Genomic DNA, 20,725 nt, shown 5'->3' with positions numbered 1-20,725 from the left:
TACTTCTCATGTACGAACCTCTCAAAACATAGTGAGCACAAACAAACGACAGGAGACTGTACCTGTCGATTTGAAATGAGATATTTTTTCTTAGTTTACTTTTACATTAGTTTTTTAAATTCACCGATTGTCCATTTTCTCCTGATTCAAGCATGGCATCCCCAATAATGGTGATACTGTATCCGTTCTCGTTCCTAATAAAAGCGTTAAAAATTGGAATACTTTATTTCAATAATCTTTTCTGGAACTCTACCCTCTGCTTCGCATTTCCTTTAATGATGATATCGACTCCACTATCAATATGTTTTTCAACATTCTCCCCATTTATCACTTTCTTTACGGTTTCAACGCTTAAATATCCCATATCATAAGGATTCTGTGCTACGGTCCCAGATAGCTCTCCCTCTTCTATCAATTCAATCATATCGTTCATTCCATCTGCTCCTATGATTGGCATTTTAAGCCCATGCTCTTCAATCACCTCAAAAGCAATTAATGCCAATTCGTCATTGGTAGCCATTATCCCTTTAACTTTAGGATGAGCTTCTAAAATCATTTCGATCTCCTCTTTAACTTTCAAAGGTTCAGAGTAAACATTTACTTTTTCTGCAACAATCTCAATTCCTGCAGCCTCTAAATTTAGTTTAGCTCCCTTTATCCGTTCAGATGCATCCTGACTATATAAATCTACTCCTATTATCGCAACTTCATTTCCAGGCTGCAGCTCAGAACCAAGTAACGCTCCTGCTCTTCTACCTAAAGCAACGTTATCAGTACCGATATAAGTTGTTTTATTCTCCCATTGATGATCGGTATCTAATAAAAAAACGGGAATTTCTTTTTCAATAAACCTTTCTAAAGTAGGAATACTATAATGTGGATACATGGGGGATATAATTAATATATCAGGATTTTCAATAAGAACACTTTCTAACAAATCGATCTGCTCTAGAAAAGATAAGTTAGTGGGAGCAATAATTTCACCCTCTATACCAAAATCAAGGAATCCTTTTCTTAACCCAGCTTCAACAATTCTCCAATACTCTGAATCTAAATCTTTTAAAACAACGGTTACTGTAGGTTTTTCATCTATTAATGGTTTATATATAAATATTATTAAAATAAAAGACAATGAAAAGATAACAAGAAGAAGAACAATTAACCTTTTTAACATTTGATACCCCTTCATTTCATATTTCTAGACTAAGCTGTTTCAATATTATAATCACTTGGTACCATTATATGATTAAATACAGCTATCAAAATTGGTCCTACCATTACCGCAAAAGCTAAGATCATTATGATATTCCTTCTTTTCAGTTACAGGCACCTCTAAAATCAATTATTTTTTGATTAGGCTCTATTCTTGTTTTCACTATAACAAAAGTACTAGAAATAAAATTTCAATATTTTCAGATGCGAACATTTAAAATTTTCGGGAATCGAAACCGATTACAAATAAGACAAAACACTTTCTACAAGCCCAGTAATACAAAATATCCCCTAGTCACTTAACTAGAGGATTTCCTACATTATATACCTAACTGCTTACTCTTTCTCAACCGAAGAAAGAATTCCGTCGGGAGCCTTAACTTTTTCTTACTACTTTCCGATTCAGCTCTCCTAGGGGCCAAGCGTGAAAAACTCTGCTCTTTCTTGAGTAATCAATCAAAAGAAGCCTCCTCGAACATACTTTCACACTGCTTGAATCGTGATTCAACTTTTAAACACTAAGCTTTTTAAAAATCACTTTACCTTCTTTTTCTCAACATAATTCATATCCTGCTTCTGTGAGGATTTTGTACCATTGTTCTCTTGTCATCTGTGTGCCATCTAACGAATCCAATGCTCGCTTTATACGCTCTCTATTTCCTGTCCCTAATACAATAATAGGATCAGATGAATGCTTCAGAAGCCATCTATATACCACTTCATCTATATCCTCTAGCTGAAGCTCTTGCCTAATACCTTCTAATACATTCTTCATGTTTTCTTCAAAGGCATTACTAGGATTGAAAATTCTTCCCCCTGCGAGCGGTGACCAAAACATAGGATGAATTCCTTCCCTTAAGCAATGAGTCATCGTTCCATTCTTATAATTTTCGATTCCCAATGGATTCAACATAAATTGATGAGTAACAAATTTTACATCTATATATTTTTGCAATGTATCAAATTCCAACGGATTATGGTTTGATAATCCAAAGAATTTAACCTTTCCTTCCTCTTTTAATTGATTTAGAGTTTCATTTAATTCTTGCGGGTTAACGAGCAAGTCATGCATATGAATAAGCAGCAAATCAACGTATTCACACTTCAGGTTTTCTAATGATTGATTTACCTGATTGATGATATACTCTTTACCCGTGTTGAAATATCTCGTTTTAATATTCGGATTTTCATTATTAGGAACACAGATTGAACATTTTGTAATGATTTCAATTTTTTCTCTTAACTGCGGTTTCTTTTGAAGAACTTCTCCGAATAGTGCTTCGTTCTGATGATTGCCACCATATATATCAGCATGGTCAAATGTTGTAATTCCTTGTTCAATACACCATTCAACAAATTCAATTCTTTGTTCCACATCAAAATTCCATTCATGCATTCGCATACATCCGATCACTACTTTTGATATTGAAAAATGATCATCTAGATTTACTTTCACAATAAGACCCCTCCATGGATTCGTTTATTTTCATTAGATTATCTAAGTGATATCTGCAGAGTTTAATAGAGAATAGATGTTTCCTATATAAAAGGCTACTTTATCTAACTCGACCTGAACGTGTTCACCTGCAGTGACAACTTGCAATCGAAATTCTTTACTTAGTTCTGGCTCCAACAGACCTTCATCATCGTGTTTTCTTAAGGTTTCATTTTTACAGCTATTGAAAAAATTGAAAATTTCATTATGGATTGAAAGAGTATGAGAACAATTACCCGTCGATAGTATGAATCTTCGTATTCTTAATAAGAGCCGTTCCTTGACTGACGAATAAACCAAACTTGCCTTCGTTGATATCATACATGCGCACACTCATGGCAATCGTTTGGTCAACATAAATCTCACACATTGTATCGTCAATGAATACTTTTACTTCGTACGGTTGAGTAGGAATCAAATCTATCGGTCTCTCTAGTTCAACCTCATAAGGAAAGGTTTTTCCCCCTTCTTCGCTTTGCATTATATCTGACCTGAACGTGATTCGATTACGCTTTGGCTCCAGTCTGATGATGTATGTATTAACTAATGAAGATTGTGCGCGGAGCAACAACCCAATGCCTTGAGTTTCTTCCGTAAAAGACAATTCCATCGAAATTTTACATTGCTTAGGTAAATCCTCATTACTCAAGACACTTGAAAAGGAGTAAGGTGATTCACAATAGATCCGCTCTGAATTTTTGATATCCCACTCTCCAAGAACCGACGCAAAATTCAGTTTTTTCTCAATAGCAAAAGCCTGATCCACCGTATCTGGCACCTTGACCGCAAGTGTTCCATCTGCCCGCTGCAGGATTTCATGTACGATTAGATTTCCTCCCCAATCCCATGTATGATAGTCCTTTCCAAGATGCTTAATGGAATTCCAGCCGAATATATCTTCGTTCTTAGTAGGATTCCAGCCAAACAAATAGCGCTTCTCGCCATCAGATACCGATTTTGCTGCATAAAAGGCTCTTCCATCAAACGTATCTTCTTTAGGTGTGATCCATGGGCCATTCGGCGACTTGCTCATTCGATAAAACGTTCCAAACCGATCCGTATAAGCGGAATAAATTAAATACCACCACTCACCCATTTGAAACAAATCAGGACACTCATGAGCACCAACATGAATATTTGGAGCGTACAATGGCTCTTGATACTCCCAACTCTTTAAATCATTAGATGTTAACAAACCTGTACACCCTTTTCGCTCTGTTGCTCCTTTGACCCTGGCGGTAAGAACCATCCAATATTGCTGTTCATCTTCATTCCAGAATACGAAAGGATCACGCCAATCGGAAAGCTCATAAATATTGTCATCCGCTGCAAAGGTTGCATCCGGATCTTTCTTCCAGTGAATCAGATCATGGCTAGTAGCGTGAGAAACGAGTTGCTTGCCCTTTGGGAAAATACAGTAAAACATATGATAAAGACCATCGACCTTCAAAATATGTCCGGTACCGCCCTCTATTTTGCAAGGTCCATATTCCTTGTAATCGCAAAAGTCGTTTGTTCCAAGTAGATACCAGCCGTTTACAAACCCTTCCCTATAGTTTCCTCTCCATCCATGCAAATAGAAAAGCTTAAATTCACCATCCTCATAATAGGGGATCACATCCCCAACCCAGGCATTATCGGGCCGATAGAAAAATTCACTCAAAGATTATTTCTCCTTTCATTCTTATAAATGTATTAATAGAAAAACTGCACTAGTGTAAAGTAATTTGTTCACATGATAAGTTCATTGACGTAATCTCTAACACTAAACCGCTTTTAAGAAGAAAGAAGGGTTGGCGAGAAGAATCACATTCTCACCAACTGCGTAAATTTTCTGTAGGATTTAAAATAAGAGAAACTCAGCCCTTTTGAAAAATTTCATCGAGCGTTGGGATTGCTGCAATCGCTCCTACTCTCGTACAAACGATGGCACCTACTTTATTACTAAGCGTAGTAATTGTTTTGATTTGTTCAAAGTCCTCTAAAGCTTTTTTCGGTTCTTTTTCGTTTGCTAACTGATAAAGCATAGCACCGACAAATGCATCTCCTGCACCAGTAGAGTCTATTGAATCAACTTTCATACTAGGAATCGTTTGTTGCTTTTGTCCATTCGAAATCAATGTTCCATTTTTTCCTAATGTAACAGCTACTAATCCTGCTCCCAGTTGGTGTAGAATTTCAACTCCTCTTATTAATTCATCTACTTCAGAAATGATTCGTAGTTCCTCATCACTTACTTTGACAAAATCAGCTAGAGCAATTCCCTGTTTAACTAACTCTACAAAACTGGACTCTCTTCCTTTCCAAAGATCTGACCGATAATTAGGGTCAAAAGAGATAAACTGTTCTTCTTTTTTAGCTGATTTCATCGCATTTAAATAAGTAGAACGAAATGGGGCTTCTAATAGAGCTGTGGCTGAGCCAAAATGCAAAATACTAGCACTTCTAAGTTTGTCTTTATCGAGCTCTTCTTCAGCTAAAAAGGCATCAGCCCCTCGATTAAAAACAAAATCTCTTTCTCCATTTTCCTTTAACGAGACAAATGCTAATGTTGTTGGATATTTATCATCTAACACGAGCATCGATGTATTAACCTTTAACGTATCTAGTGTCTGTTTCAAAAAGTAACCAAACGGATCATTGCCAACCTTTCCACTGAACGCGGCAGTTCCACCTAACTTCACAATCGTTGCACAAACATTGGCAGGTGCACCACCTGCCTGTTTTTCAAAATTTTGGCCTCTAACTAAGTCGACTCCTATATCTGTACAGAAAAAGTCTATTAACAACTCTCCTATACAAATAACTGATGAATTTGAATTCATGAACCTTTCACCTCTTTGTTGTGATTAGTGTGATAAAAAAGGAGGAAACATAGAGAGGATGTCTCACCTCATTTACCTGTTTCCTCCTAATCTCTTTACTCTATATACCAAATTTTACTTTCCTAATTATTTACTAGGAGATGATACGTAGCCATTTGTAACTTTAATGGCTCCATTTGAAGTAAAAACTGAAATACCTTCACATGCCTTATCTGGATAGACTAAGCTTGTTACTGAATATTCCCCTTCATTTACAAGAAGTTCTACGGAAGAGGAATCAACAACCAGACGCAGTTGAATGTCGTCTATATTCTCTAGCTTCACTTCTTGATCAAGTGAAAACATATCCGAAAAATCAATTGCTCCAGAATTTTTACGATCTACTACCAACGCGTTCTTTTCCTGATCAAACGTTATCGTCGTATGTTGTTCTTCAGTATGATGCAAAGTAATACCGAATTGCTCTGCATCCACTCGTTCTATATTTAAATCCAAATCTACATTCGATTCATCCATTTTAAATGTTTTTGTTCCATCTACTATAACATCGTGAATATCTTCCTTTTTAGAAAAATAGGAATTCAATTCTTTTACTAGTTTTTGTACAACTTTATAATCTTGTCCAACTTTTCGAACGGTAAGTTCCCTCGGCAGTGTCATTTGACTTCTCCAGCCTTCAGTTGGAACTTGATTCGCATATCTCCAGTTACTCATCCAGCCAAGATAAATACGTCTTCCATCCTCTTCAGGGATATCAGAAAAGCTTACTCCTGCATAATTGTCTTTTCCAAAGTCGAGCAATTTAATCGAGTCATGATCTGCAGTAAAGGTTGAACCATCAAAGGATCCAGTGAAATATTGAGTAAATGATCCCTGATCAAATTCAGGATTATCTCCAATACTAACAATTAACACCCATTTCTCTTCATTGCTGCCTTCTACCTTTAACTTAAATAGATCCGGGCACTCCCATACACCATCATGAGAACCCATCCCCTCACCAAATTCACTTTCAAACTTCCAATCAATTAAGTTTGTTGATGAATAAAAGGTGATCGTTTGACCTGTTGCTAATGACATAATCCATTTTTCTGTTTCCTTATGCCAGAACACTTTTGGATCTCTGAAGTCTACTTTCGTTTCATGACCAAGTACAGGATTTCCTTCATACTTTGTCCACGTTCTTCCCTTGTCATGACTGAATGCTAAACTTTGTGTTTGAACCGATGGTTTTTCTTCGGTACCATCTAAATGATGCGTAAAAATAGCGACTAACCCTGGCGCGTCAGGGAAAAATCCAGACGTATTATTCCAATCGACTACAGCACTTCCAGAGAAAATCGTTCCATGCTCATCTGGATATAGGGCAATATCAAGTTCCTCCCATGAAATCATATCTTTACTGACCGCGTGGCCCCAGTGCATGGGCCCCCACGTCGTACCATTTGGATAATATTGATAGAATAGATGGTATTCACCTTCGAAATATACCATTCCATTTGGATCGTTCATCCAATTTTGTTTAGGAGCAAAGTGTAATTTCGGTCTGTATTTTTCTAATAAATCGACTGTCAATTTAATAACCTCCTTTTTTATTCTGTTGCGCGATTATATCCGTCTTGTTTAATTTCTAACCATTCTGATAATCCAAGACGTTCTAATTCTACTAAATATCCTTCCCACTCTTCTTCCACTTTTCCATTTGTGATCCATTCAGCTTTTTTTCTTTCTACATAAGGGATTAAATCTGCTTCTATCGTAGAAAGTCGATTGAGTTCATCTCTGCCGTGAAAGACTCTAGGATAAATATTATCTGCTTGCATGTGTGGAACCATAACTTCTTTCATTAAATCTAGTCTCCAAGCCGCATCATCTGGTTTCGTTGTAACTGTACCATAATAGCTATCTAGTATAGCTAAAGGTCCACCAATAGATGTTCTCTCTCTTAATTCAACAGGAGCAGTACCTTCTAATGGAAGATGCTTTAACATTTGAGCGCTTTCATCGAATTCAAAAATGTTTTGTTGTTCTTCATCCCCAAACGTCCCCCAGTTGTTTTGTACTGATTGATGCGGATCATAAAGTTGGTCGATCCACTTTGCTGTTAATTCAAGATTTTTGTTTGCACTTGTTATGACCATTTTCGAACGATCAAAGCCCATGCCATTTGTTCTTGCAACATTAACTTGACCATCCGGACCTGCTAGAGGAGGCATAAGATCATATTTGTCGTTCATACCACTGATGTTTCCTTTATCCCAAGTGAAATACAAACCATAGCGTCCTTCTTGCCCTTTGGCTACATACTTAGGCCAATCTTGTTCAAATCCCTCAATATCCATTAAATCTTCTTCATATAACTCGTTCATGAATTTTATTGCTTCTTTATACCCTTCATCAGCTGCAGTTAATTTCACTTCTCCATCATTCGTTACAACAGTGTGATCCCAGTTATCACCTAGACCAAAAGAGGCAAATAAGAAACCTAAATCTTGTCCACCATCATTGATGATAAATGACATTGGAATCGTTTGTCCGTCACCTGCTGGATCATTATCTCTAAAAGCAATTAATACTTCTTTTAATTCATCTGTTGTTGTTGGCATATCTAATCCCAATTGATCCAACCATTCAACATTAATCCAAGGAAAGTTATCTACAGAGTGAATACTTTCTTTGCCTTCTCCTAACTCTTCAATCCATGGGAATGCATAAATATTTCCATCTGGAGCAGTCATCATCGCTTCATAATCCGGAGCATCCTCAAGCACTTTTTGTAAATTAGGCATATAATTATCAATTAAATCGTTAAGAGGAATAATCGCGTCATCTTTTGCTAAGTTTAATAATTCATAGTCACTATAGCCTGCATTCAATATCGCATCCGGCATTTCACCGCTTGCCATCGCTAAATTCCTTTTTTCACCAAATTGTGCCCCTGTAAAGTTTCTCCACTCTATTTGGACCCCTGATTGCTCTTCTAAACGTTGAAAAATCAACTTTTCATTAGGATCTTCAGGTGCTAATGGTGAACTTTCTGTCAAAATTTTTAATGATACTTCTTCCTCTAAAGGAAATGAAATGTCTGACAGCTCATAATCTTCAGACCATGAATTTGCAGAATTGCCACCACACCCTACAAGTAGTGACGTTCCAATTAACATTGCCGACATTGCTTTAACGATTTTCTTCATAACAATCCCCCACTTATCTAGTTTTTATTTTAATGACCCAACCATAACACCTTTTTCAAAGTATTTTTGGAAGAATGGGTACATAATTAATAATGGTAAACTTGCAACAACAATCGATGAGTACTTAATCATTTCTGCAATTCTTTGCATTTCAGCTCTTGCAAGTTGATCGGCAATCATTCCAGGTTGTACTTCGTTTTGGATTAGAATGTCACGCATAATCAATTGCAATGGATAAAGAGATCGATCTTCAAGATAGATCATAGCCCCAAAATAAGAATTCCATTGACCTATAAAAGCATATAAAGCGAGAACAAAAATAATTGGTTTAGACAGTGGCAATACAATTTTTAAGAAGATTTTGAAATCAGATGCTCCATCGATTCTCGCAGCTTCTTTCAACTCATTTGGCAACGATTTAAAATAAGTTCTAGCTAAAATAATATTCCAAACAGTAACAGCTCCGGGTAAGATAATCGCCCAAGGTGTATTAATCATTCCTAACTCTCTTATAAGTAAATAGGTTGGAACCATTCCCCCATTAAAAAACATCGTAAAGAGGAAGAAGATCATTAATGCTTTTTTTCCAACTAGGTTATCAACCGATAACGAATATCCAGCAAGGACAGAAAATCCAACTGATATTATAGTAAATCCTACAGCATACAGAATAGAATTAAGGAACCCTCTCATGATGGATCCATCAGTGAAGATTCGTACATAACCATCAATCGTCCAATGATCAGGATTGAATGAAATTCCTCTAGTTACTAGAATATTAGGCTGTAAAAAAGATCCCAGCAATACATATAAAAGAGGAACTGTAACAATTAATACAACTAGACTCAATAAGACTTTATTTAAAAGAAGTATTAGTCGATCTGTTTTAGAGTTGTTTATTAGACTATTTTTGTTCGAGTTACTTTGAAGTAGTAGTCGATTTTTCTTTCGTTTATTTCTTTTCTCTTTTTTTAAGTCACTCATCCTACTAACTCCCCTCTAGTAAAGTGTTTCACCATTAAATCTTTTCACTACATAGTTTACAGACATTAGTAACATCAAACTAACAACGGAGTTGAATAACCCAACTGCTGCACCAAATGACCAATCTCCTGCTTGTAACCCTCTTTTATATACATAGGTATCGATAATTTCTGAAGCAGGTAAATTCATGTCCGTTTGCAGCAAATAGGCTTTTTCAAAGCCAACACCCATGATTCCGCCAACTGCTAGGATGAATAGCACAGCCATAACGGGTTTAAGCACTTGAACGTCAATATGCCAGATTCTCTGTAATAGGGATGCCCCATCAATTGTGGCTGCGTCATGTAGTTGTGGATCACTATTCGAAAGTGCTGCAACATAAATAATAGATGCAAAGCCAGCACCTTGCCATATTCCAGATGCAATGAAAATCGTTCTAAAATAGTCTGGATCAGACATAAACGAAATAGGGCGGTCTAAGAACACAGATAATAGAGCATTAATTGGTCCCGCTGGTGATAGAAAGAGAAAGATCATACCACCGATTACGACTGCCGAAATGAAATGTGGTGCATAAATGACTAATTGAATATTCTTTTTTAGATTTGCTTTTCTTACCTGGTTTAACATAAGCGCCAATATGATAGGAATAGGAAAGCCTATAAGAAGTTCAAACGCACTTAGTTTAATCGTATTCATGAAAATTTGATGGAAATTGGGCGATTGCAAGAAATTCGTAAAGTGAGTCAACCCAACCCACTCACTTGCCATGATCCCCCTCGTTGGACTAAAATCTTTAAATGCAATCGTTACTCCATACATAGGAACATAATTAAATAAAAACACTAAGATTACCGCAGGAGCTAAAAATAAATACAACATAAAATTTTTTTTGATATAGTTTAAAGAGCTTTCTTTCTTTTTTGGTATTTTAGGAACCTGATTCGAAACATCAGCTGCCTTGGCTGGAGAGCTCCAGTCTTGAGCCATGTCTATCCCCCCTAGGTAATAATTTTCTATTTGTTGTCAACCTTCCTACCCCCTCTATCTATTACTCCTTCACCTCTGAAATGATACTTTTGAAAGCGCTGTATACTTTGATCGAACTAACGGTAACGCTTTCTTGTTCTTAATATAGCAAAATAAACTGAAGGAATATTTCAATATATTTGGTTTAAGAGTTTTAAAATTTTCGGCATTCGCAACCGCTTACAATAAATAATAAATCAAATAAAAAATCCCCTAGTTGTTCATAACTAGAGGATTTCGTCTTTATTCAACAGCATGACTGAAGACATTTCTTGGTAAAGAGAACGATGCTACTTTCATCATAACAAAGCTAATTAAGCTCATTCCGAAAACAAGGATTAAGATTGGAAAGTTCATATACAAAAAGTAGACAATAGCCAGCCCGCCGAGCATCATGATTGTTTGGAACGGTTTCGCAACGGCAAGAATGAATGCATGTTTCGGATACTGCAAAAACTTCAGGTTAAAGTGAACAAATAAAGGGAAAATATATAGTAACGTTAGTAAATAGACAATGCCAATGACAACGGTTATGCTTGCCAATACTAATTGTAGAATGTTGTTGTCTAATTGTTGCAGCACTCTTAAATCTACATATAAAATAAGTCCAAAAATCAAAATAAGATAACCAATAAGATTTGACATCATGAACTCAGATTTAAATTTGTTCCAAAATAGTTTCAATACAGGGAGGTCTTCATCCTCCATAATTAATTGTCTTAAAACAGCAAATAATGCTGCAGTAGCTGGAAAAATACCTAATATAAAAAGACCAGATAAGGAAAATAAAAACCAGAGAATATTTAATAGAACTAAATTAAATGCCCAATTACCTAGTCGCATGTACCATCGTGACATATCAAACATATTCACGCACCTCCATCGTGATGACATCAAATTGTCACCCTTATTTTACTTTAACAAAATGTCTAAAGATAAGAGTTTAATATTTTCGGATGTGGATGTTTAAAATCTTCAGGAAGTGAAATCGGTTACACGTAATAGAACACACTCCCTAATAATTCCATACTTTTGATCTAGCTCTTTTATGGTTATTGTATTTCTTTTAGAGCCTTATTAATTTTTTCCACTGCTTCCTTTGCTGAAACCTCTACATCTTTCCCACCGATTCCAACTTCCTCAAATAATGTTTTAATTACTTCGCTTACAACAGGGTAAGCTGGAGTAACCGGGCGGTTCTTTGAATAAGTTTGAGATTGTTGTACAAATATATTTTTAGGATATTCATTAAGTTCAGGCAAATCTCTTGCTACAGAATATCTTGCAGGAATATCACCTGTTATTTTTACATATTTTTTCATTCCCTCATAACTTGTGATATATTTGATAAACTCCCATGCTTCGTCTGGATATTTAGACTTTGATGATATTCCGAGGGCCCATCCCCCGTTTGGAACAACCTGGTCCTTACCCTTTGGCAAAGGAGCAACCCCGAAATCCTCTCCTAGCTTAAAGTCAGGATAATTAGTTTCTAATTGTGCTAATGTCCAGGAGCCAAGCACCGTCATAGCAAGTTCCCCCGATTCAAAAGGATCTAGAGGTAATTCAACTGCTGCAACTTTATCCTTATGATACAAATCTTGATAAAATTGCAAAGCCTCTATCGCTTCTTTTGAATCTAAATATCCACTTGCCGTTGTTCCATCAGGGCTTAGAATGCTTGCACCAAACTGCCAAAGGATTGGGATCTTAAAATAAGCGGGAGCTTCACCAACACCAAATCCCTGCGCAGAATCAATTCCAATGACTCCTTTATCTGGATTATTTATTTTTTTAGCAATCTCTCGAACCTCGTCCCATGTCATCGGTTCGGTAGGATCTTCTGATGGAAAAGGAATACCGGCCTCTTTGAAAAGGTGCTTATTGTAAAATAAGGCAATACTTGACTCAACGACTAGAGCAAGAAAAATTTCACCTTGAAAGCTTAATCCTTTTAATGTAGCATCAGGAAAATCATCAATATTTCCTTCTTTTTTCATGTATTGATCTAAGGATAATAACGCTCCTGTATTTGCATAAATAGCCGCGTTAGGACTATCTATGCTCATAATATCGGGTGGGGTTCCAGCAGCTAATTCAGTACGCAACCTTACTTCATAGTCATCATATTGTATTGATTTCATATTAATCACAATATTGGGGTGAGCCGCTTCAAAATCAGAAACTAATTCTTCATATGCTTTGTTTTCCGTTGGGTTCCCATAATTCCGCCAAAATGTTAGCTGTACTACATCGCCATCATTCTTTTCATCACTTTTAGCTTTATGTTCGTTAGAGAATGTGTTAAAAGATAACGCATAACCTGCAATAATAGATAGAATAATTGTAAAAAAAATGATTGTTACCTGTCTTTTCATCTTCACCTCTTCTTTCAACATGTCATTTAATCGCTTCTAGTGTTCAAATAATACTTACTATTCTCTCTCTTAGTTATGGATTTCAGAGAGTTTATATTGAGAATGCGAAAACACCAAATTCCTCTTCTTATATTTGTTGCTTATCTTGTTTTTACTATAACAAAATCATGATTGAGAAGATTTTGTTATTTTTGGTTAAACATATTTAAAATTTACAGTAATAGTTTTTAACTACGAATAAATTTCGTTCCAAAAAGACGTATGAATGGGGAATTGACAGAAAAGGATAACTGGAGAATTTTTAAAAGTCTAAATCCTATACATTCGGACTCGCGAACTGAGTACCCAAAAAAGAGGGTGATCTCAAAGCCTCTAAAAAAGTCCATCAAGGAAGCGGCAATGGCTTCGCACGTTGCTTAGAGGGCACCCTCTTACCTGTTTTATGGTCTTTGTACTTCTTCTAAACCTGTATTTATTTTTTCTACTGCTTCCTTTGCTGATGCCTCTACATCCTTCCCGCCAATTCCAACGTCCTCAAATAACGTTTTGATTGCATCACTTACAACACCATAGGCTGGAGTAACCGGACGGTTCTTTGAATAGGTTTGCGCTTGATGTACAAATATATTTCTAGGGTACTCATTCAGTTCAGGAAAATCTCTTGCTACAGAGTATCTTGGTGGAATATCACCTGTATATTCTGCATATTTCTTCATTCCTTCATAACTTGTAATATATTCGATAAACACCCAGGCTTCATCTGGATAATTAGTCTTTGATGATAATCCAAATGACCATCCTCCGTTCGGAACAACCTGATACATAGCCTTTGGCAAAGGAGCAACTCCAAAGTCCTCTCCCAATCGAAAATCAGGATAATTATTTTGTAATTCTTTTAATTGCCAGGAACCAAGTACCGTCATAGCAAGTTTGTTCGATTCAAAAGGCTCTGAAGGTAATTCCACTGCCGCAACTCCATGCTTATGATATAAATCTTGATAAAATTGAAGTGCTTCTATTGCTTCTTTTGAATCCAAATATCCACTTGCAGTCGTTCCATCAGGACTTAAAACACTTGCACCGAACTGCCAAAGGAGAGGCATTTTAAAATAAGCGGGAGCTTCTCCATCACCAAACCCCTGAGCAGGATCAATCCCAAACACTTCCTCATCTGGATTAGTTATTATTTGCGCAATCTCTAGTACTTCTTCCCATGTCATCGGTTGATCAGGATCCTCTGACGGAAACGGGACACCAGCCTCTTCAAAGAGATGCTTATTGTAAAACAAAGCAATACTTGATTCAACAATAGGTGCAAGATAAATTTCATCTTGAAATCTAATTCCGTTTAATGTAGCTTCAGCAATATCATCAATAATTCCAACTTCTCTCATGTATGGATCTAAGGGTAATAGATATCCTGCATTTACATAAAGCGCCAAGTTAGGACTATCTATCGCCATAATATCGGGGTGATTTCCTACAGCCAACTCAGTCCGTAACCTTAATTCATAGTCACCAAATTGTATCGCTTGCATATTAATCACAATATTGGGATGCGCGGCTTCAAAAGCAGCAACTAATTCTTCATATGCTTTATTTTCCGCTTGGTTCCCGAAATTGCGCCAAAATGTCAGTTCTATAGCATCTTCAGCAATTTCTTCTTCATCTTGATTTGTACGATCACTAGACAAATTATTAAAAAATGACAATAAAAACCCTACAATACAAATTAAAATAATTGCAACAATCGTTACCGACCATTTTTTCATCGGCATTCCCCCCTTTCAAATTGTCATCATTTCAACTTATAAATCTACAGACTTTCGATATTCAACTGGCGTTTGGCTGAAGTGTTTTTTAAATACCGTACTAAAGTATCCCGAATTAGAAAAGCCAACCAAATTGGCTACATCGATAATTTTGAGCTGTTTATCTTTAAGGAAATGTTGAGCTTTATTCATTCGCACGGTTACTAGATAATCACTAAAATTCTGCCCAACATGATTTTTAAAGGTTTCTGATAAATACGCACTATTTATATGAAATAATTCAGATAAGGAGCTAAGAGAAATTTCACTAGCATAGTGCTCGTCCAAATAATGCCGAATACTATCGATTAATTTTCCGTTAGAAAAACGAGCCATCCGTACCTTTTCAATAATGTGCTGCGCCAATTGAATCAGGTACTCGATAACTTTACGTTGAGAATTGAGCTCCCAAATACTTTGTTGGCAATTCCAAATCATTTTTTGAATGTCTTTCGTTTCGATATCATATTTTTTAGCCAATGAACCTAACATAAATAACACTCGATTGGCTACAAATGAAAATGACATCATTGACTGATTTTCAGTTCTCCCCAAAAAATTGGATATATTTTCTTTAAACGCTTCAAAATCTACATTCTCAATACTATTTGTTAACCTTCTCTCAAAATCAGGAGAAAAGTCAAATACCTCTTCTAACGTTTCAGTGTGATCGATAATCTGTGATTGTGAACCTAGTTGACTTTGACTCCACGAAAGCAAACTTGAAATATAACCAGTCTTAAATTCTGTGATACCCCTAACAACATTCCCAATTCCTATTACTGTTTCTAAGTTCAAGAATTTCTTTACGTTTTGTTGAACTTCATTAACCAAATTGGATGTACTACTTGGCTTTTGTGAATCGATAAGTTGTAAAAATTGAATCATATTTGCATAGCTTGGGTCGTAAAACGGATAAGTTCCTTCATGTTCTTTTGCGATTTCCTTGCATAACATTTGAAAAGGGAACCAGAATTCCTTTAATTTATCCGGATTGTCATCTAATTCTCGTATTTCCACTGTCACAAACTGTACGTGAACATTTTCATAAGCAAGTTCTTCTAACTGAAGCTGATGTAGTCTGTCTGTAACCATAGTAAGCTGAAGCCATTCTCCTTTTACTAAATGAAGGAGATATTGTTCTTGCACTTCTTGCAAATGGGAGTGAGCAAGCAAATGTATTCGATCCGATTCAATTTGATTTCTCTTTTCCTCTTCAACTTCTTTACGAATTCTTCTTAATGCTTCTACTAATTCGTTAGGGGCAACTGGTTTTAATAAATAGTCTTTAACCCCTTCCTTCATTGAATTTCGCACATATTCAAAATCAGAATAACCTGATAAAACAACTACTTTTACATATGGAAATTCTTGATGACAACGCTTAGCAAATTCTACACCATCCATAATTGGCATTCTCATATCTGTAATGACCAAATCGACATCCATGTTTTGGAGTACTTCAAGTGCTTCTTGGCCATTGGCAGCCTCTCCAACTATTTGAAACCCCTCTTCTTCCCAATCCACTTTCATTCGTAAACCTTTACGAATTTGAACCTCATCATCCGTGATTACGACCTTCATCATGTATATCACCCCTTTTATAATTTATACATAATGTAATCTTTGTACCTACATTCTTTTCAGATTCAATTTGATAAGAAAAGTCTTGTCCATAATATAGTTTTAACCGGCCAAGTACATTTCTAAGTCCAATGCTGTTTCCCTTACTCTCTAATACGTTAATGGTTTCATCGTTTTTATCTTGGTTTAATAAGTCTAAAATTACTTCTTCCGACATTCCTATCCCTTTATCTTCAACAACAATAAATACCTGATTTTCAACTTTTTCAGTTTGGATATAGATTTCAGCATGTGTCTTTTCGATAAAGCTATATTTCACCGCATTCTCCACAAGCGGCTGTAGAATGAATTTTATAATTGGAACTGTTTTCGTGTTAGAATCTTCTTCAATCTTAATGGTAATCGAGTCTTCATACCTTAGCTTTAATATATCTGTGTAACTCTTAATATAGTTCAATTCTTCGCATAATTGTACGACGTTACTATTTGTATTCAAGGAATATCTCATCATTCTCCCTAGATAAATGCTTACATTCAAGACCTCTTTATTTTTTCCTTGAACAGCTAAACTCCCAATTATTTCAAGAGTATTGTTCATAAAATGAGGGTTAATCTGTAATAACAAGGCTTTGTATTCAGCATCTTTTCGGCGTAAATTAGCTTCATATTCTGTTTCAATTAAGCTCCTCAGCTTTTTAATCGTATGATCGAACACTTTTATGACGTAACCAACTTCGTTATTATGTGATTTAATGGTTGGCATAAATTGTTTAGCACCAGAAAAATCTCCACGCTCAAGAAATCCCATTGCTTTTGCAAGTTTCCCTAAAGGACTTGTAATAGTAGAAGAAAGCATAAAAGAAGTTACAATCGTTAACAAAAAGACGATTGCGCTCGTTATTAGTAAATTACGCTGCAAATAGTTAACTTTTGAAAATAAATCAGACTCTGTCACTTCACTGATGAGAGTCCAATTTCCGACTGGCAACTTTTGAAAAAAAACAAAATAGTCCTCTCCATTATAATTAGTTTCTATTAATCCTTTTTGATCATTTCCATTCGTTATTTTGGTCAAACTTTGATCTAATACCTCATCAGGAGTGTGGATTTCTTCTTGCAAAACGTTGGCCCCCTTTTGATCTAACAAATAAGAACGACCATTTTGACCAATTTTAACCTTATTTAGTGCATTTTCAAGTAAAGCAGATGGGAAATTCACCTTTATAAATCCACTTGTAACTAATGTATTTGTGTCAAAAAGAGGTAAAAGATAGCTATTTATCTGGCTCTCACGCATCTCTTGAGACAGCTGATAAGAATCCATATGTGACTTTACAAACCTTTGTTCATTTTCAATAAAATCTTTGAACCAATCCACTTCATGTAAAGAAGGATTATTTCCCCAAGTTCCTGTACCATCATTAAGAAACACCGAAATAGACATTCCATTTGAATTGTTAATCATTATTGAGGATAGTAGCATTTTGAGTTCATTCTTTATTAATAAAGTCTCTTCTGTTGAAGCATCCCCATCTTCTGTATCTAACTTCAGCCACTGTTGAGTCGTATGGTTAACAAGTACTTGCTTCCCTAGATCCTGTGCCTGTGAAGTGATTGAATCAATATAAAGCGAATACTGATCCATCATTTCTACTGTTAGTTCTTGAGTTTGTTCTTTTATAGCAGATGTAAACCAACTTGGAATCATAATAGATAAAATAATGAATGGAACGGTTAGCAAAAATGTAAAAGTGAGAAATAAACGATTTCGTAATGAGAAAAACATTGTAACCCTCCCCCCAAAGGATAAAAGAGAAAACCCTTACATCTTTTAATTGTTTTTTTGTATGAAGAATACATTATATCACTAAAAGTATCAAACTTCAGTCTATTAAGAATAGTCTGCTTATCTTTTCAGCACTTTGTAAAGCCAATTTAGCATAACTATAACTTACAAGAGAGGGAATTCCATTTAGAACTGCTTCCTATCAAATTGGATCCGACTTTGATTCAATTCTCAAACAGACAAAAACGCGTCCCTCAAAACTGGAGAGGACGCATCATTGCTTGCTTTTTATGGAAGGCTCCGTACTAGGCAACTGTTACCTTTGCTAATGATCTGAAGAGATACTACCTATTATTTTTCCATAGACAGGTAGTTCTCTTGAATTCTCGGTATTTGTTCAAGTTTTTCAAATGAATACAAAGCAAAACGATATGAAATCATTGAAACCGGTACAATGATAACAAACACTGCAAGTGGTACATAGTAAAGAATTACTACGGCTCCCACCCACAAAAGAATAATAGCAAAGCTTGTCTTCCCATCTAAAAATGAAAATGTAAATGCTTGTTTAATAAGCGCAAGACCTTTTGTATTATAATGAACCAGCACAGGTAATAAGAAAGAACTTGTAATAATATAAAGGATGAAAACAAGCACTGTTATAACAATAAATACCACTTTCAAATCACTTGGAATTTGCAGGAAAAAGTAAACATCTAAAACTAAGAGAGATCCTAGAATAACCCATGAAGTTCCAACCAGAAATCCTTGTTTTAGAAATAACCGATATTCATTAATATAACACCTTATTACACTATGTTCCTTATACAAATGCCATTTTCTTATTACCCCATACATCGCAGCAGTGGAAGGTCCAATAGTAAATAGCGGCATCGAACAAATAACCCACAAGAAATTGAGAATAATAATGTTTGTTACAATTCTTAAAAATGATGCGGTTTTTCCATCCCAAGGATTCATTTTAATCGTCCTTTCTTACTTCCAAATAGATTCAATATCGTGTATCGATACATTTGATAACATGACTTCCCCATCTTTTGCATTCCACTCTAACGTGTAGTTTTGTTCTGATGGATAAAATAATTCTGTCATGACATCGCTTCCTTGATTTACGAACAGTTCAATTGAGGAATTATCAACGACTAGTTTAAAATCATTTAATTGTTCGAGCGGCATTCTATCAACACTAGCAAACTGTTCAGAAAATGAAACATGGCCACTATTTGTTCGATCAACTCTTACTTCTTCTCTTACACGGTCAAATTCAATTTGAAGATGCTCTCTTTCTCCCCTTAGAGTTAAGGTAAAAGAAGAAGAGTTGTTCTCCTTTATCTTTGCTTCAATCATTACTTGAAGTTCACTTAATTCTATTTGTCTAGGCTCTAAAGGTTGTATAGTTAAATTCTCATTTAGTAAAATTGTATTTTCATATAATGAAGAAAGATCAATTGGGATTTGAACTAGTTTCAATTCACTATTGTGCCTACGTAACTTCAATTTTCTAGGAATAGACATGACACTTCTATAGGGATCTGTTGGAACTTGGTTTGCATATTGCCAATTGCTCATCCAGCCAATCCATACAGGTTCACGCACATTGCTCCATGTCACTGCAGCATAAAAATCACGCCCGAAATCAGCCCACTTTACGGTTTCTTTTTCATTATTACACGTAAATACTTCTCCATCAAAATCACCGATGAAATACTGTACGACAGATCCTCCGTTTGGCCCACCTGGGTTAATACTTACAATTAATACCCATTTTTTCTCTTTCTCTCCTTCAACCTCTAGTTGAATCAAGTCTGGACATTCCCACACACCACCATGTGCCCCGTATTCACTACCAAAAGTTGATAGAAACGTCCAATCAATAAGGTTAGGGGATCCATAAAATTGAATTTGATCTCCACATGCTAGAGACATGATCCACTTCTGTGATTGCTCATGCCAAAATACTTTCGGATCACGAAAATCTTTTATCCCTGGATTCTCAATCACAGGATTCCCGCGATATTTCGTCCAAGTTCTTCCTCTATCATTTGAATAGGCAATACTTTGCTTTTCGTTATCCTCACCATGATGGGTAAAGATTGCTACCATAACGTCTTCTTCATCTGATGTCCTTAAACCGCTAGTGTTTTCCTTATCAATAACAGCACTTCCTGAAAAGATTTGGCCTAATTCATCTGGGTAAAGTGCAATCTGCAATTCCTCCCAATGCATAAGGTCTTTACTTACAGCGTGTCCCCAATGCATAGGTCCCCACACACTACTGTGCGGATGATATTGATAGAATAAGTGATATTCCCCTTTGTAATACACCATACCATTGGGATCATTCATCCATTTCTCTTTTGGACTAAAATGAAATTGCTGACGAAATTGTTCATCGTACATAATTAA

15 protein-coding genes are annotated in these 20,725 nt (G+C 35.8%); all 15 read right to left on the bottom strand.

Annotated elements, in window-relative coordinates; genetic code table 11:
- Positions 1-223 precede the first annotated feature (223 nt).
- Complete coding sequence (locus SAZ04_RS13650; RefSeq protein ID WP_332696016.1) at positions 224-1,174, bottom strand: sugar ABC transporter substrate-binding protein; 951 nt, start codon at positions 1,172-1,174, stop codon at positions 224-226.
- Between the two features lie 591 nt (positions 1,175-1,765).
- Positions 1,766-2,668, bottom strand: coding sequence for an aldo/keto reductase (locus SAZ04_RS13645; protein ID WP_332696014.1), 903 nt, complete (start codon positions 2,666-2,668; stop codon positions 1,766-1,768).
- 271 nt (positions 2,669-2,939) lie between these two features.
- A complete protein-coding gene (locus SAZ04_RS13640) occupies positions 2,940-4,370 on the bottom strand; it encodes a glycoside hydrolase family 32 protein (RefSeq protein WP_332696012.1) in 1,431 nt (476 codons plus the stop codon).
- Positions 4,371-4,566: 196 nt separating this feature from the next.
- Entirely contained in the window at positions 4,567-5,532 is a 966-nt protein-coding gene (locus SAZ04_RS13635) for a carbohydrate kinase family protein (protein WP_332696010.1), read from the bottom strand.
- 126 nt (positions 5,533-5,658) lie between these two features.
- The gene (locus SAZ04_RS13630; RefSeq protein ID WP_332696008.1) at positions 5,659-7,107 is read right to left on the bottom strand and encodes a glycoside hydrolase family 32 protein; all 1,449 of its coding nucleotides are present in this window, start codon (positions 7,105-7,107) and stop codon (positions 5,659-5,661) included.
- Positions 7,108-7,124: 17 nt separating this feature from the next.
- A complete protein-coding gene (locus SAZ04_RS13625) occupies positions 7,125-8,726 on the bottom strand; it encodes an extracellular solute-binding protein (protein ID WP_332696006.1) in 1,602 nt (533 codons plus the stop codon).
- Between the two features lie 24 nt (positions 8,727-8,750).
- Complete coding sequence (locus SAZ04_RS13620; RefSeq protein WP_332696004.1) at positions 8,751-9,710, bottom strand: carbohydrate ABC transporter permease; 960 nt, start codon at positions 9,708-9,710, stop codon at positions 8,751-8,753.
- A gap of 15 nt (positions 9,711-9,725) precedes the next feature.
- Positions 9,726-10,592 (bottom strand): ABC transporter permease, encoded by an 867-nt coding sequence (locus SAZ04_RS13615; protein ID WP_332696024.1) that lies wholly within the window; start codon positions 10,590-10,592, stop codon positions 9,726-9,728.
- 390 nt (positions 10,593-10,982) lie between these two features.
- Positions 10,983-11,606: a YesL family protein gene (locus SAZ04_RS13610; RefSeq protein WP_332696002.1), complete on the bottom strand. Its 624-nt coding sequence runs from the start codon at positions 11,604-11,606 to the stop codon at positions 10,983-10,985.
- Positions 11,607-11,791: 185 nt separating this feature from the next.
- Positions 11,792-13,117 (bottom strand): ABC transporter substrate-binding protein, encoded by a 1,326-nt coding sequence (locus SAZ04_RS13605; RefSeq protein WP_332696000.1) that lies wholly within the window; start codon positions 13,115-13,117, stop codon positions 11,792-11,794.
- Between the two features lie 440 nt (positions 13,118-13,557).
- Entirely contained in the window at positions 13,558-14,889 is a 1,332-nt protein-coding gene (locus SAZ04_RS13600) for an ABC transporter substrate-binding protein (protein ID WP_332695998.1), read from the bottom strand.
- Between the two features lie 36 nt (positions 14,890-14,925).
- Positions 14,926-16,515, bottom strand: a complete 1,590-nt coding sequence (locus SAZ04_RS13595; protein ID WP_332695996.1) for a response regulator transcription factor — start codon at positions 16,513-16,515, stop codon at positions 14,926-14,928.
- Positions 16,490-18,298: a sensor histidine kinase gene (locus SAZ04_RS13590; RefSeq protein WP_332695994.1), complete on the bottom strand. Its 1,809-nt coding sequence runs from the start codon at positions 18,296-18,298 to the stop codon at positions 16,490-16,492. Before SAZ04_RS13590 ends, SAZ04_RS13595 begins: the two co-directional genes overlap by 26 nt.
- 351 nt (positions 18,299-18,649) lie before the next feature.
- On the bottom strand, positions 18,650-19,279 hold the full coding sequence (locus tag SAZ04_RS13585; RefSeq protein WP_332695992.1) for a YesL family protein: 630 nt from the start codon (positions 19,277-19,279) through the stop codon (positions 18,650-18,652).
- Positions 19,280-19,294: 15 nt separating this feature from the next.
- Positions 19,295-20,719, bottom strand: coding sequence for a glycoside hydrolase family 32 protein (locus tag SAZ04_RS13580; protein WP_332695990.1), 1,425 nt, complete (start codon positions 20,717-20,719; stop codon positions 19,295-19,297).
- Between the last annotated feature and the right edge of the window lie 6 nt (positions 20,720-20,725).

This window comes from Halalkalibacter lacteus (assembly GCF_036663595.1).
In the GTDB taxonomy this organism is placed as follows: Bacteria; Bacillota; Bacilli; order Bacillales; family Bacillaceae_D; genus Halalkalibacter; species Halalkalibacter lacteus.
Note: the sequence above shows the minus strand (reverse complement) of the source record. Positions and strands in the feature narration are given on the sequence as shown.

Bases quoted from the DNA above. Each gene is read 5' to 3' on its own strand.
- SAZ04_RS13650 (WP_332696016.1), bottom strand. From the start codon at position 1,174: ATGTTAAAAAGGTTAATTGTTCTTCTTCTTGTTATCTTTTCATTGTCT.
- SAZ04_RS13635 (WP_332696010.1), bottom strand. From the start codon at position 5,532: ATGAATTCAAATTCATCAGTTATTTGTATAGGAGAGTTGTTAATAGAC.
- SAZ04_RS13625 (WP_332696006.1), bottom strand. From the start codon at position 8,726: ATGAAGAAAATCGTTAAAGCAATGTCGGCAATGTTAATTGGAACGTCA.
- SAZ04_RS13620 (WP_332696004.1), bottom strand. From the start codon at position 9,710: ATGAGTGACTTAAAAAAAGAGAAAAGAAATAAACGAAAGAAAAATCGA.
- SAZ04_RS13615 (WP_332696024.1), bottom strand. From the start codon at position 10,592: ATGTTGTATTTATTTTTAGCTCCTGCGGTAATCTTAGTGTTTTTATTT.
- SAZ04_RS13610 (WP_332696002.1), bottom strand. From the start codon at position 11,606: ATGTTTGATATGTCACGATGGTACATGCGACTAGGTAATTGGGCATTT.
- SAZ04_RS13605 (WP_332696000.1), bottom strand. From the start codon at position 13,117: ATGAAAAGACAGGTAACAATCATTTTTTTTACAATTATTCTATCTATT.
- SAZ04_RS13600 (WP_332695998.1), bottom strand. From the start codon at position 14,889: ATGAAAAAATGGTCGGTAACGATTGTTGCAATTATTTTAATTTGTATT.
- SAZ04_RS13595 (WP_332695996.1), bottom strand. From the start codon at position 16,515: ATGATGAAGGTCGTAATCACGGATGATGAGGTTCAAATTCGTAAAGGT.
- SAZ04_RS13590 (WP_332695994.1), bottom strand. From the start codon at position 18,298: ATGTTTTTCTCATTACGAAATCGTTTATTTCTCACTTTTACATTTTTG.
- SAZ04_RS13585 (WP_332695992.1), bottom strand. From the start codon at position 19,279: ATGAATCCTTGGGATGGAAAAACCGCATCATTTTTAAGAATTGTAACA.
- SAZ04_RS13580 (WP_332695990.1), bottom strand. From the start codon at position 20,719: ATGTACGATGAACAATTTCGTCAGCAATTTCATTTTAGTCCAAAAGAG.